The sequence below is a fragment of the Methylomonas sp. genome (genome assembly GCF_023228165.1).
Taxonomy (GTDB): domain Bacteria; phylum Pseudomonadota; class Gammaproteobacteria; order Methylococcales; family Methylomonadaceae; genus Methylomonas.
Window position 1 is genome coordinate 1 of sequence record NZ_JALOBS010000058.1, and the last position, 14,000, is coordinate 14,000.

12 protein-coding genes, 2 tRNA genes and 1 pseudogene are annotated in these 14,000 nt (G+C 51.6%); 13 read left to right on the forward strand and 2 right to left on the reverse strand.

The genetic code is table 11. The features are described 5' to 3' along the window. The first annotated feature begins 149 nt into the window (after positions 1-149). The 13 genes from M0R33_RS23430 to M0R33_RS23490 all read left to right on the forward strand — a co-directional run bounded on the left by M0R33_RS23430 (position 150) and on the right by M0R33_RS23490 (position 12,297). On the forward strand, positions 150-494 hold the full coding sequence (locus tag M0R33_RS23430) for an FUN14 domain-containing protein (protein ID WP_292574383.1): 345 nt from the start codon (positions 150-152) through the stop codon (positions 492-494). A gap of 165 nt (positions 495-659) precedes the next feature. Beyond that, positions 660-2,057, forward strand: a complete 1,398-nt coding sequence (locus M0R33_RS23435; protein ID WP_292574384.1) for a DUF3683 domain-containing protein — start codon at positions 660-662, stop codon at positions 2,055-2,057. After that, positions 2,018-4,570, forward strand: coding sequence for an FAD-binding oxidoreductase (locus M0R33_RS23440; RefSeq protein WP_292574390.1), 2,553 nt, complete (start codon positions 2,018-2,020; stop codon positions 4,568-4,570). Before M0R33_RS23435 ends, M0R33_RS23440 begins: the two co-directional genes overlap by 40 nt. A gap of 78 nt (positions 4,571-4,648) precedes the next feature. Next, positions 4,649-4,725: transfer RNA gene (locus M0R33_RS23445), tRNA-Val, on the forward strand. A gap of 49 nt (positions 4,726-4,774) precedes the next feature. Then, positions 4,775-6,682 carry a threonine--tRNA ligase gene (gene thrS / locus M0R33_RS23450; protein ID WP_292574385.1) on the forward strand — a complete coding sequence of 636 codons (1,908 nt, stop codon included), beginning with the start codon at positions 4,775-4,777 and terminating at the stop codon, positions 6,680-6,682. A 22-nt stretch (positions 6,683-6,704) separates the two neighbouring features. Then, entirely contained in the window at positions 6,705-7,229 is a 525-nt protein-coding gene (infC, locus tag M0R33_RS23455) for a translation initiation factor IF-3 (RefSeq protein WP_292574391.1), read from the forward strand. Positions 7,230-7,375: 146 nt separating this feature from the next. Continuing rightward, positions 7,376-7,573: a 50S ribosomal protein L35 gene (gene rpmI, locus M0R33_RS23460; protein ID WP_292574386.1), complete on the forward strand. Its 198-nt coding sequence runs from the start codon at positions 7,376-7,378 to the stop codon at positions 7,571-7,573. Between the two features lie 30 nt (positions 7,574-7,603). Beyond that, on the forward strand, positions 7,604-7,966 hold the full coding sequence (gene rplT, locus M0R33_RS23465; protein WP_013818387.1) for a 50S ribosomal protein L20: 363 nt from the start codon (positions 7,604-7,606) through the stop codon (positions 7,964-7,966). Positions 7,967-8,103: 137 nt separating this feature from the next. After that, complete coding sequence (pheS, locus tag M0R33_RS23470; RefSeq protein ID WP_292574387.1) at positions 8,104-9,123, forward strand: phenylalanine--tRNA ligase subunit alpha; 1,020 nt, start codon at positions 8,104-8,106, stop codon at positions 9,121-9,123. Between the two features lie 14 nt (positions 9,124-9,137). Then, positions 9,138-11,513, forward strand: a complete 2,376-nt coding sequence (gene pheT, locus M0R33_RS23475) for a phenylalanine--tRNA ligase subunit beta (RefSeq protein WP_292574388.1) — start codon at positions 9,138-9,140, stop codon at positions 11,511-11,513. Continuing rightward, the gene (ihfA, locus tag M0R33_RS23480; protein WP_292574392.1) at positions 11,513-11,812 is read left to right on the forward strand and encodes an integration host factor subunit alpha; all 300 of its coding nucleotides are present in this window, start codon (positions 11,513-11,515) and stop codon (positions 11,810-11,812) included. The genes pheT and ihfA overlap by 1 nt, the downstream gene beginning before the upstream one ends. Further along, positions 11,796-12,149, forward strand: a complete 354-nt coding sequence (locus tag M0R33_RS23485; protein ID WP_013818383.1) for a MerR family transcriptional regulator — start codon at positions 11,796-11,798, stop codon at positions 12,147-12,149. Before ihfA ends, M0R33_RS23485 begins: the two co-directional genes overlap by 17 nt. A 71-nt stretch (positions 12,150-12,220) precedes the next feature. Continuing rightward, positions 12,221-12,297, forward strand: a tRNA-Pro gene (locus tag M0R33_RS23490). A gap of 946 nt (positions 12,298-13,243) precedes the next feature. Here M0R33_RS23490 and M0R33_RS23495 read toward each other — a convergent pair. Next, positions 13,244-13,708 (reverse strand): annotated as a pseudogene (locus M0R33_RS23495) (IS3 family transposase); the annotation flags it as partial. A gap of 40 nt (positions 13,709-13,748) precedes the next feature. Beyond that, on the reverse strand, positions 13,749-14,000 hold a 252-nt coding region (locus M0R33_RS23500), incomplete at its 5' end, for an integrase core domain-containing protein (RefSeq protein ID WP_292574389.1).

Here is a 14,000-nt window from a genome sequence, read left to right on the forward strand (position 1 = left end):
CGGCCACACAAGCAAGCGGTTTTCGCTAGAATCGTAACCCGCCAAATTCAGCTCTGCAGAAACGGGCCGCCATATAGCAACTCCAACCCCATCAATAGTATGATTAAGGGGTATCTATTCCCAACTCAGGCAATTAGCAAACACTCGCGATGAACGACAACACATTATCTTCCCCCGCCAATGACATTTTTTCATCCGATTTTATGCTCGCTAACGTGGGCGCGCCTTTCATAATCGGTTTAGCAGTGGGCTACTTTGCCAAAAAAATGCTGAAAACCGCATTGTTTGTTGGCGGCGCCATTGTGTCCCTGATATTCGTAGCGGAATCCTACGGCGTCATCAGCATTAATGGTGCCGCTTTGCAAGATGCCGCCAGCCTTTCCGCCCAGGCTGCCAAAGATTCAGGCAGTTTTCTACTTGACCATTTGGCCGCAATCACCAGCCGTGGCGCTAGCGGAGCCGGCGGATTTTATGTCGGCTTCAAATTAGGCTAACAAAGTCCTGGTGCGGATATCGTTGGTCTGGCTCGGTCGGTAACACCCGCAGATGATATCTCGAATCCACAACAGCCTAAATCCGGTCAACCGTTTAAGGTATTTTCCAGCCTTGGCGGGTGTTACAATCGCCACTTTTCAACCACGCCATTAGCTAGGATGACTGTGGATTCCGAATTCTCCCCTTTATTTAACGATGCCGAGCCGGCCAGGCTCCGCGAAATTCCTTATAATTACACGTCTTTTTCCGACCGCGAAATCGTCATACGCCTGCTGGGCGAAGAACATTGGCAAATTCTGGAATCGTTGCGCGGCGAGCGTATTACCGGACGTTCCGCCCGCATGCTGTTCGAAGTATTGGGCGATATTTGGGCCGTACAACGTAATCCCTACCTGGAAGACGATTTACTCAACAACGCCAAACGCCGCCGTGCTTTGCTGGACGCCTTGCGCCATCGCTTAAAGCAGATGGATAAACGTTACGCCGAACACAAAGCCGAAAATCCCGATCGCGCCAGCCGAGTTGCGTCATTGATTGAAGCCGCGCAGCAGGCCGTGGATGCCTTTGCAGCCCATTTCGACCGTACTCGCGAAATGCGCCGCAAAGCCTTAAACCTGCTCTCCAAACACACCCGCAAGGACAATATCCGCTTCGACGGCTTCGCCCGCGTGTCCCATGTCACCGACGCAACGGACTGGCGGGTGGAATATCCATTTGTGGTGCTTTACCCGAATAGCGAAGACGAAGTCGGCCATATGGTGCGTGACTGCATCAAATTGGGCCTAACCATCATTCCGCGCGGCGGCGGCACCGGATATACCGGCGGCGCGGTACCGCTGACGCCCTATTCGGCGGTCATCAATACCGAAAAGCTATTGGAAATCGGCAAAGTCGAAGCGGCCTCTCGCTTGCCGGGCGTCGAGCAATCATATGCGACGATTTATACCGGGGCCGGCGTGGTAACGCGGCGGGTCATGGACGTGGCGGACAACGCCGACCTGGTTTTTGCCTGCGATCCGACCTCGGCCGATGCGTCTTGCGTGGGCGGCAATATCGCCATGAATGCCGGCGGCAAAAAGGCCGTGTTGTGGGGTACGGCGCTGGATAACCTGCTGTCCTGGCGTATGGTGACCCCGAACGGGAACTGGCTGGAAATCGAGCGTTTCAATCACAACCTGGGCAAGATTCACGACCAGGATCAGGTTACTTTTAACCTGAAGCATTACGACGCCAAACGGCAAAATCTGCTCTCGGAACAGCAGTTGGTCATGTCCGGCTCGGATTTCCGCAAAGGCGAATTGGGCAAGGATGTCACCGACAAATTTCTGGGCGGCCTGCCCGGCATACAAAAAGAAGGCTGCGACGGCATTATCACCTCGGCGCGCTGGATTTGCACAAAATGCCGCCGCATACCCGCACCTTTTGCCTGGAGTTTTACGGCCAAGTCCGCGAAGCCGTACCGTCTATCGTGGAAATTCGCGACTATCTGGCCTCATTGCCTAAATCGGGCCCTACCCGGGTCATGTTGGCCGGGCTTGAGCATTTGGACGAGCGCTATGTGAAGGCCGTCGGCTATGCCAGCAAAGCCAAGCAACAAGGCCGGCCCAAAATGGTGTTGATCGGCGATATCGTCGGCGACGACGACACCCAAGTCGCCCGGGCCGCCTCGGAAGTGGTCCGAATCTGTAATGCCCGCGGTGCCGAAGGATTTATCGCCGTCAGCCCGGAAACCCGCAAAAAGTTCTGGCTGGACAGGGCCCGCACGGCAGCCATCGCCAAACACACTAACGCCTTCAAGATTAACGAAGACGTGGTGATTCCGTTGCCGCGCATGGGCGATTATTGCGACGGCATCGAGCGCATCAACATCGAATTATCCCTGCGCAATAAACTGCGTTTGTGCGACGCCCTCGGTCGTTATTTGAAAGGCGATTTACCGATACGTTTTTATGAGGATAGCGTTGATAAAGCGGCCTTAATTTATGACCGGCGCAAACAAGCCTTATCCGCCATCGAGTCGGTTAACGCTCGCTGGCAATGGCTATACGACAACCTGGATATGCCGCTACCGCTAGCGGAATCTCTGTTTGCGGATTACGGCATCCAGGTTGGCGAATTAAGCAATCGCGCCGAACAACCAAGCCTATTCCATCGCCTGCAAGATTATTCGCTGCGGGCGTCTTGGAAACAAGAGTTATTGCCGCGTTTAAAGGAAATATTTGTCGGCGATAACTTCCGCCCGATTGTCGAGCGTATCGAGGCCCTGCATAAAGAAACATTAAGGGGCCGGGTATTTGTAGCCCTGCACATGCACGCCGGCGACGGTAATGTGCACACCAACCTGCCGGTCAATTCCGACCATTATGAAATGCTGCAGGAAGCCAATCAGGCCGTGGCGCGCATCATGGAGCTGGCCCGCTCCTTGGGTGGGGTTATTTCCGGCGAGCACGGTATCGGCATCACCAAATACGAGTTCTTAAATGCCGAAGAACTGGCAAGTTTTCACAGTTACAAACAACAAGTCGATCCGGAAGGCCGTTTCAATCGCGGCAAATTAATGCCGGGTGCCGATTTGCGCAGTGCTTACACCACCTCTTTCAGCCTGATGGGATTTGAGTCGTTAATCATGCAGCAAAGCGATATCGGCGCCATTTCCGATTCGGTCAAAGACTGTCTGCGCTGCGGTAAATGTAAACCGGTCTGCTCCACCCATGTACCCAATGCCAATTTACTGTATTCACCGCGCAATAAAATTCTGGCGACCTCGTTGTTGATCGAAGCCTTTTTATACGAAGAGCAAACCCGGCGCGGCATTTCCATCACCCATTGGAAAGAGTTTGAAGACGTGGCCGACCATTGCACCGTTTGCCATAAGTGCTTCAACCCCTGCCCCGTCGATATCGACTTCGGCGAAGTTTCCATGAATATGCGCAATCTGCTGCGCAAAATGGGTAAACAGAGCTTCAACCCGGTGAAAGCCGCGGCTATCGCCTTTTTAAGCACCAACCGCCCCAGCAGCGTCAAATTAATGCGTAAACTGCTGATCGAATGGTCTTATAAAGCCCAGCGCTTGGGCAGCTTTTTTCTCAGACCCTGGGGCCGCGCGCAATTGGCGCATCCGCCGTCGTCGACCGGTAAACCGGAGATGCGCGAGTACGTGATTCATTTCACCAACCGCAAAATGCCCGGCAAATTACCGACCAAAACCGCCAGAGCTTTGCTGGGCATAGAAAGCGACCAAATCGTGCCTATCATACGTGACCGGCATAAAACCCAGACCGATTCGGAGGCAGTATTTTATTTCCCTGGCTGCGGCTCCGAGCGCTTGTTTTCCCAAGTTGGCCTGGCCACTCAAGCCATGCTGTATGAAATTGGCGTGCAGACGGTACTGCCGCCCGGCTACTTGTGCTGCGGTTACCCGCAACGCGCTGCCGGTCAGGAGGACAAAGCCCAGGAAATCAGCACCGACAACCGGGTACTGTTTCATCGGGTCGCCAATACCTTGAATTACCTCGACATCAAAACCGTGGTGGTCAGTTGCGGTACGTGCCTGGACCAACTATTGGATTATGAATTCGACAAAATCTTCCCCGGCTGCCGCTTGATCGACATTCACGAATACCTATTGGAAAAAGGTGTCAAGCTGGACGGCGTGGGCGGCGATCGATATGTCTATCACGATCCTTGCCATAGCCCCATGAAACTGCAAGATCCGTTAAAAACCGTCTCCGGCTTAGTCGGCGCGAAAGTCAGCAAATCAGAGCGCTGCTGCGGCGAATCCGGCACCCTGGCAGTCGCCCGCCCGGACATTTCCACCCAAGTCCGCTATCGCAAGGCTGAAGAATTGAAAAACGATGCCGAAGAACTGCGTAGCGACGGCTACGACGGTCCGATGAAGATGCTCACCTCCTGCCCTTCCTGCATGCAGGGGTTGCAACGTTTTCAAGGCGATGTGGAGCAACTGGAAGTCGATTACATCGTGGTCGAAATCGCCAAGCATAAGCTGGGCAAGAACTGGATGAAAAACTACATCAAACAGGCTTCAAACGGCGGTATCGAGCGGGTTTTGGTATAAATAATCAGCCGATAATTTAGAAATAACTTGCACAACTGAATAATGCCGATATAATGCGCGGCTCGAACGACAGACTTTAGGCGCGTAGCTCAGTTGGTTAGAGCACCACCTTGACATGGTGGGGGTCGGTGGTTCGAGTCCACTCGCGCCTACCATAGATTTAAAGCACCGCTAGCCGGTGCTTTTTTTATTGCGGAATCGAACATGCCTGTAATTACACTACCCGACGGTTCTCAGCGTCAATTCGACCATGCTGTAACAGTAATGGATGTTGCCAAAGCTATCGGCACCGGCTTGGCCAAAGCAACCCTGGCCGGCAAAGTCAACGGCAAACTGGTCGACGCTAGTACCGTGATCGACAGCGACGCCGCCCTGCAAATCATTACCAGCAAAGACGAAGCCGGCCTGGAGGTCATCCGCCACTCCACAGCTCACCTGTTGGCGCAGGCTGTAAAACAACTGTTTCCCAGCGCACAGATCACTATCGGCCCAGTAATCGAAAACGGCTTTTATTACGATATCGCCTTCGAGCGCTCGTTCACGCCGGACGACCTGGCCGACATCGAAAAGAAAATGCAGGAACTGTCGGCTCAGGATATCCCGGTCAGCCGCTCGCTGATGTCACGGGATCAGGCCGTTAATTTTTTCCTCGGCCTGGGCGAAAAATACAAAGCCGAGATCATCGCCTCGATTCCAGCCAACGAAGACTTGTCCTTGTACACCCAAGGTGATTTCACTGACTTATGTCGCGGCCCGCACGTCCCCAGCACAGGCAAACTGAAAGCCTTTAAGTTGATGAAAATCGCCGGTGCGTACTGGCGTGGCGATTCCAACAACGAAATGCTGCAACGCATTTACGGCACCGCCTGGAATGACAGTAAAGAGCTGGCAGCTTACCTGCACAGACTGGAAGAAGCGGAAAAACGCGACCATCGCAAAATAGGCAAAGCCCTCGATTTGTTTCATTCGCAGGAAGAAGCCCCCGGCATGGTGTTCTGGCACGAAAAAGGCTGGGCGATTTATCAGCAAGTCGAGCAATACATCCGCCACAAACTGCGCAGCCATGGCTATAGCGAAGTAAAAACCCCACAGATTGTCGATCGCAGTCTTTGGGAGAAATCAGGTCATTGGGATAAGTTTGGCGACATGATTTTTACCACACACTCGGAAAACCGCGATTACGCCGTCAAACCGATGAACTGCCCCTGCCACATCCAGATTTACAATCAGGGCATTAAAAGCTATCGCGACCTGCCGGTGCGCTTGGCCGAATTCGGCTCCTGCCATCGTAACGAGCCCTCCGGTACCTTGCACGGATTGATGCGAGTCAGAAATTTCGTGCAGGACGACGCGCATATTTTTTGCACTGAAGACCAGATCCAAGATGAAGTAGCGACCTTTATCGACTTATTGTTCGAAGTGTATAAAGATTTTGGCTTTGAAGAAGTCATCATCAAACTGTCCACCCGCCCGGAAAACCGGGTCGGCGACGACGACGTCTGGGACAAAGCCGAGAACGCCCTGGAATTGGCATTGAATACCAAAGGTCTGGATTGGCAGCTGCAACCGGGCGAAGGCGCATTTTACGGCCCCAAAATCGAATTCTCCCTAAAAGACTGCATCGGCCGGGTCTGGCAGTGCGGTACAATACAAGTCGATTTCTCGATGCCAGACCGGCTTGGCGCCTCTTATATCGGCGAAGACAGCGCAAGACATGTACCTGTCATGCTACATCGTGCGATACTAGGCTCGCTGGAACGCTTTATCGGCATATTGATCGAACAACACGCCGGTAACTTCCCATTGTGGCTGGCGCCGGTGCAATTGGTAGTCATGAATATTACCGATCGGCATGCCGAATATGCCGAAAAAGTCCGCCTAGAACTGGAAAAACAAGGCTTTAGAAGCAAAATTGACTTGAGAAATGAGAAGATAGGCTTTAAAATCCGCGAGCATTCCATGCAGCGTGTGCCATATCTTTTGATTATTGGTGACAAAGAACTGGATAATCAAACCGTATCCGTCCGCACCCAAAAAGGTGAAGATTTGGGGAGTCTGACAATCAGTGCGTTAATCGAACGCTTGAGTGCAGAGCTTGCGGACAGAAAATAATAACAACTTGGAGGATTAGGGTATCAGCTCTAAAAAAGATGCAACGCGTTTAAACACCGATATTACCGCTAGACGGGTTAGGTTAATAGGCGCCGAAGGTGAACAAGTCGGGGTTGTTTCAATCAACGAAGCATTACAACTTGCCTATGATGCAAACATGGATCTGGTCGAAATATCGCCCAACGCCGATCCTCCGGTTTGCAAAGTCATGGATTACGGCAAATATTCGTTTGAGCTTAACAAAAAGCTGCAGGCCGCCAAGAAAAAGCAGAAGCAAATCCAGATTAAGGAAATCAAATTCAGACCCGGCACCGAAGAAGGTGACTATCAGGTCAAACTACGTAATTTGATGAAATTCCTCAACGATGGCGACAAAACCAAAATTACCGTGCGCTTTAAAGGCCGGGAAATGTCGCATCGCGAGCTGGGCATGGATCTGTTAAAGCGGATTGAAACTGATTTGGAAGAATTCGCTGCCGTCGAACAGTTCCCCAAGCTGGAAGGCCGGCAAATGATCATGGTCATGGGACCGAAAAAGAAAAAATAGTTTTAACTGTTTATTAAAACAGTTTGCCGAAACAGGATTGATTCGGTTTAGGTGGGTTTTGTCCACCAAAAATTCAATGGGGCCAAGCATTTTGCCTCACTGGGTTTTATCTCAGGGACTTTATTTTTAATCATTGGAGAAAACAAATGCCAAAAATGAAAAGCCATAGCGGCGCGGGCAAGCGCTTCAAGAAAACCGGCACCGGCGGTTTCAAGTGCAAGCAATCGCATAGACGTCATATATTGACCAAAAAATCCACTAAACGGAAAAGACAACTGCGTAAAACAGCCATACTTCACCCTTCAGATGCGCCATTGGTAGCGCGCATGCTGCCTTACAGTTGATTTAACATCGTAATTTGAAGAGAGAAGAACATGGCAAGAGTAAAACGCGGCGTCACCGCTAGAGCAAGACACAAAAAGATTTTAAAACTGGCTAAAGGTTACTACGGTGCCCGTAGCCGGGTTTATCGCGTAGCTAAACAAGCGGTTATTAAAGCCGGTCAATACGCGTATCGCGACCGCAAACAGAAAAAACGCCAATTCCGCGCCTTGTGGATCGTGCGTATCAATGCGGCTGCCCGTATGTGCGGCATTTCTTACAGCCGTATGATCAATGGCTTGACTAAAGCCAATGTCGCCATCGACCGTAAAGTGCTGGCCGACTTGGCGGTACGCGATATGGATGCTTTCGCCGAAATCGCGAAAGTAGCCATCGCACACCAAAGCAAACCTTAAACTTTAAGGTTGCCGCCGGCCCAACCGGCAAATAAAAAAAGATTGTCTCCCCGCTTTGCGGGGAGTTTTCCGAGCGGCATAGGCCGCGGAAGCCTATCCGGGTTTCATCCTTCCTAATTCAAAAAGTGAGCTGAGTCGTGTCGGCTAGTATCGAAGAAATTCTTACGCAGGCATTACAAGCGCTTGCACATGCAAAAGACCTTGCCGAACTGGATTTGGTAAGGGTCAATTATCTCGGCAAAAAAGGTTTATTCACCCAGCACATGAAAGCGCTGGGCAATCTGGACCCCGAGCAACGCAAAAGCGTCGGCCAGATTATCAACACCGCCAAAAACAGTTTTCAGGACGCACTGGACAGCCGCAAACTGACGCTGGAATCCGAGCAACTGCAGGCCCGTTTGGCCAGCGAATGCGTTGACGTGACATTACCGGGACGCGGCCAAAGTATTGCCGGCCTGCATCCGGTCACCATTACCATGCGCCGAATTGCCAAGATTTTTGCCGATGCCGGCTTCAATATCGCCGAAGGCCCGGAAATCGAAGACGATTACCACAACTTCGGCGCACTGAATATCCCGGAGCATCACCCTGCCCGCGCCATGCACGACACCTTCTATTTCGACGCTCATACGGTATTGCGCACCCATACCTCGCCGGTGCAGATTCGAGTCATGGAATCCGGACAACCGCCATTGAAAGTCATCGCTCCCGGCCGCGTCTATCGTTGCGACTCGGATATGACCCATTCGCCCATGTTCCATCAGGTAGAGGGGTTTTTAGTGGATACCGATGTCAGCTTCGGTGACCTAAAAGGCGTCATCTTCGAATTTTTGCGCGCCTTCTTCGAAAAAGACCTACAGGTGCGTTTCCGGCCATCCTATTTTCCATTCACCGAGCCATCCGCCGAGTTCGACGTGTCCTGCGTGATGTGCGACGGCCAAGGCTGCCGGGTTTGCAAACAAACCGGCTGGTTGGAAGTGGGCGGCTGCGGCATGATACATCCGGAAGTTTTCAATTCAGTCGGCATAGACCCGGAGCGCTATTCAGGATTCGCATTCGGCACCGGCGTCGAACGTCTGGCCATGATGAAATACGGCATTAACGATTTAAGAATGTTTTTCGAAAACGATCTTAAGTTTTTACAACAGTTTAAATAAGAGTGGTTTGAGTCATGCAAGTAAGTGAAGCGTGGTTGAGGGAACTGATCAATCCACCCATCAGCACCGAACAACTGGTCGAACAATTGACCATGGCCGGCCTGGAAGTCGACGCCGTACTACCGGTTGCCGCCCAATTCAGCGGCGTGGTAGTGGGCGAAGTCATCAGCGCCGAACAACACCCCAACGCCGACAAACTCAAAGTCTGCAAAGTCAATGTCGGCCAAGCCGAAGCCTTGCAAATCGTTTGCGGTGCCAGCAATGTGCGCCCCGGCTTGAAGATTCCGGCCGCCTTGATCGGCGCAGTTTTGCCCGGCGACTTTAAAATCAAGGAATCCAAACTGCGCGGCGAATTATCCTTCGGCATGTTGTGCTCTGAAAAAGAGTTGGGCCTAGCGGCCAGTTCCGACGGTTTGATGGAATTACCAGCCGACGCGCCAGTTGGCAGCAGCATACGCGACTATCTGGCGCTTAACGACAATGTTATTGAACTGGGTCTAACACCGAATCGGGCCGACTGTCTCAGCGTCGAGGGTGTAGCCCGCGAAGTGGCCGTGCTTAACAAACTGGCGTTTCAAACACAGGCTAGCGCATCCATTGCCGTAGCACACCAGGAAACCCTGGACATAAAAGTTGAGGCACCAGAGGCCTGCCCCGTCTACCTGGGTCGACTCGTCAAAGACATCAACCCCAACGCCGTCACCCCTTTGTGGATGCAGGAACGCCTGCGCCGTTGCGGGGTTCGCAGTTTGAGCCCGGTTGTGGACGTGACCAACTACGTCCTGCTTGAACTGGGCCAACCCCTGCATGCTTTCGACGCCGCTAAATTGTCCGCCCCCATCGTGGTCAGAAACAGCCGTGCCGGCGAAAACCTAAGCTTGTTGAACGACCAAACCATAGAACTGGACGGCGAAGCCTTAGTGATTGCCGATCAACAGCAGGCTTTAGCGCTTGCCGGGGTCATGGGCGGCAGCAGCAGCGCGGTTTCGGATACGACTCAGGACATTTTCCTGGAATGCGCCTTCTTCAGCCCGCTCAGCATCGCCGGCAAAGCACGGCAATTTGGCTTGCACACCGACTCCTCGCACCGTTTCGAACGCGGCGTGGACTTTACGTTACAGCAGCGCGCCATGGAACGCGCCACTCAACTGATCGTCGAAATTGCCGGCGGCAGCGTCGGCCCCATCAACGCTGTTATCAACCAGGCGCACTACCCTGCCCGCCTACCGGTCAAATTGCGTAGCCAACGCATCCAAAAGGTATTAGGCATCAGCTTGACTAACGATGAAGTGTCCAGCCTGTTCAAAGGCCTGGGTATGCAAGTGGTCGAACATGCCGAAGGTTGGGACATTACCCCACCGGGCTGCCGTTTCGATATCGCGATTGAAGCCGATCTACTGGAAGAGATCGGTCGCATCGTCGGTTATAACAACCTGCCCAGCAGCAGCTTGCTGATGCGCACGGAACTGGGCAAAGCGCCGGAAGCCCGCTTAACACTGGAGCGACTGCAAGATTGTCTGGTCGACAGAGGTTATCAGGAAGCGATTACCTATAGTTTCGTCGACGAAGCCATGCAAACCGCTGTTGCACCTGATGATGAATTTATCCGCCTCCAGAATCCGATTTCATCGGAATTGGCCGTGATGCGTACCACGCTATGGTGCGGCCTGCTCACAGCGGCGCAATACAACATCAATCGCCAGCAGACCCGGGTGCGCCTGTTCGAATCCGGCTTGCGTTTCGTGCGCGAAAACGGCGAAACAAAACAGCAAAAAATGTTGGCCGGCTTGACGTTAGGCAACGTATGCGCCGAACAATGGGGCGAAAAAGCCAGAAACATCGATTTCTTCGACGTTAAAGCCGATGTCGAAGCCTTACTCAGCCTAACGGCTGGCGGGCTAAGCTTTAGACCGGCCCAGCATCCAGCCTTACATCCCGGTCAAACCGCTGAAATGATCGATACCGGCTCAAATGTAGTTGGCTTACTCGGCATGCTGCACCCCAATCTGGAAAAACAATTGGGCTTCGACAGCCCGGTGTTCCTGTTCGAAATAGCCCAAGACGCCATTTTGCAACGCGTGGTGCCAAAATTCGCGCCATTGTCGAAATTTCCAAGCGTCCGCCGCGACATGGCCCTGCTGGTTCGGCAAAACATCTCCGCCAATGACCTGATCCACTGCATTAACAGCAGCCAGGAACCGGCGGTACGCGAAGTATCTATTTTCGATATTTACCAGGGTAAAGGCATTGAAGACGGCTTTAAGAGCGTTGCGTTAAGTTTGATTCTACAAGATTTCACGCAAACCCTTACCGACTCTGAAATTGATGCTATATTTCGCAGGTTGCTGGAAAAAATGACAGCAGAATTAAATGCAAAATTGAGGGAGTGATTGTGGCATTAACTAAAGCAGATATTGCAGAAAAATTATTTGACGATTTAGGCCTGAATAAGCGCGAGGCCAAAGAAATCGTCGAACTTTTTTTCGAAGAAATCAAACGCTCACTTGAAAGCGGCGAACAGGTCAAAATTTCCGGCTTCGGAAAATTTGAACTGCGCGACAAAAGCGGTCGCCCCGGCAGAAATCCGAAAACCGGCGAAGAAATTCCCATTACTCCGCGCCGCGTGGTAACCTTCCGTACCGGTCAAAAATTAAAAGCTCGAGTAGAAGCCTATGCTGGAACCCAGTAATAACAACGAACTGCCGGTTATACCGGCCAAACGCTACTTCACCATCGGTGAAGTCAGTGAGTTGTGCGGCGTCAAACCGCACGTATTACGCTATTGGGAGCAAGAATTCAGCGAACTGAGCCCGGTCAAACGCCGCGGTAATCGGCGCTACTACCAACGACACGATGTATTGCTGATCCGCCAAATCCGCGCCCTGCTTTACGAACAAGGCTACACCATCGGCGGTGCCAGGGCTCACCTGTCCAGCGACAACGCCAAGGAAGACTCGTTACGCACCAAGCAACTGATTCACCAAATGATTGGCGAATTGGAAGATATTTTGGAATTGTTGAAGTAACGATTGGCAAATAATGTGCTAAAATGCCGCTTCTTTGTTGCTGGCAACGAAAAACAATTTCAAAGATACAACGGGGCGTAGCGCAGCCTGGTAGCGCACTTGTCTGGGGGACAAGGGGTCGTGGGTTCGAATCCCGCCGTCCCGACCAATTTAAAGCACGTGAAATCAATAGCTTATGTAGTCAAATAAATCGCATTGATTTGAGTTTTAAGGAAAATCAGCTGCTCGGTACAACATACGGTACAACATTTTTTTTCGCTAGGATTTATTCTTAATTTCCTAAGAAAAGAGTAAGATCCGAGTTAGCGATTCCTTCTTTAGGTAATTTTCGACGTTACAGCCCCACATCAAAAAGGCATAAAGCCAAAGTTGCGGTCATGTGCTCCACCCAATGAATACCTTCTCACAATACAATTCCAAGATTATCACCAGTAAAAGCCAACCCTGACGCAATCAGATATAGGCTATATCCGATTCCTGTTTCTAATACAACCTGGTGGCATTGAGATTAGAGATTTTGGAGTGGCCGGATAGTTGGCATTGACAAACTTGCGATTGATAAAGGTGACAGTCTTTATTTTTGACTCACTTACATAACACCCCTTCAGGTTTACGAATTTAGCCATCGTGAGGCAACTCGGATCAATGTTGGCCCGAAGTAATTCTACGACTCTCCCGCGCGTAGAGAGTGCCTTCTTTGCTCAATATCTATGAAATCTAAGACTTGTTGTTCAACAAGAACAAAGATTGTTGCGCAACACCAACCTTTATGGGGGAAATCAAAAAACAAATGGATACTAAGACCTATCGTTCTGAAAGGTTTTGCTCTCCAGAATACAATTCAAAGTTGCGGCGAAGAACTCTATTACTCAAGTGTACGCAATTAGACGCAGTGGTTTGTAGTACATTAATCTTGTGCAACGTCGCCACGTATCACATCAGATTTTGCTTTTTCAGCATAATGCTCGACGATTGTGATTGACGCACCAGAAATGGGTTTTGATTTTTCAATCCAAGAATTAAGAATGCTTGACGTTAAACTTGTCATCCCATAGTGAATCGCCCCGGAAATCTCGGAGGCCTTAGGTTGTGAGTCATGCTGCCTTAGCAGACTCGGTTAGTTGCTGATAATATCTGGCCTCGGCTTCGGCCGGTGGGATATTACCAATAGGCCCCATCAAACGTCGATGATTAAACCAATCCACCCAGGTCAAGGTGGCCAGTTCGACGGCTTCGCGGTTTTTCCATGACTGTTTGTGAATCCGCTCGGCTTTATACAAGCCATTGATGGTTTCGGCCAAGGCGTTGTCATAAGAGTCACCCACACTGCCCACCGAAGCTTCAACGCCGGCCTCGGCCAATCGCTCGGTATAGCGGATCGAAACGTACTGCACGCCGCGGTCGCTGTGGTGAATTAAGCCGCCACCTCGCTGGGGTTGCCGGTCATGTAACGCCTGTTCCAGCGCATCCAGTACAAAGTCGGTGTGCGCGGAAGACGACACTTTCCAGCCGACGATGTAGCGAGCAAACACATCGATCACGAAGGCCACGTAAACAAAGTGAACCGCCCCGTGAATCTCGGAGGCGGATTGTTGTGAGTCATGCTGCCTTAGCCGACTCGGAAAGTTGTTGATAATACATGGCCTCGGCTTCGGCTGGTGGAATGTTACCAATCGGTCCTAGTAGGCGTCGATGGTTAAACCAGTCGACCCAGGTCAAGGTGGCCAGTTCGACGGCTTCGCGATTCTTCCAGGATTGTTTATGAATCAGCTCAGCCTTATACAAGCCATTGATGGTTTCAGCCAGGGCATTGTCATAAGAGTCGCCGACGCTTCCCACGAATGCCTCAAC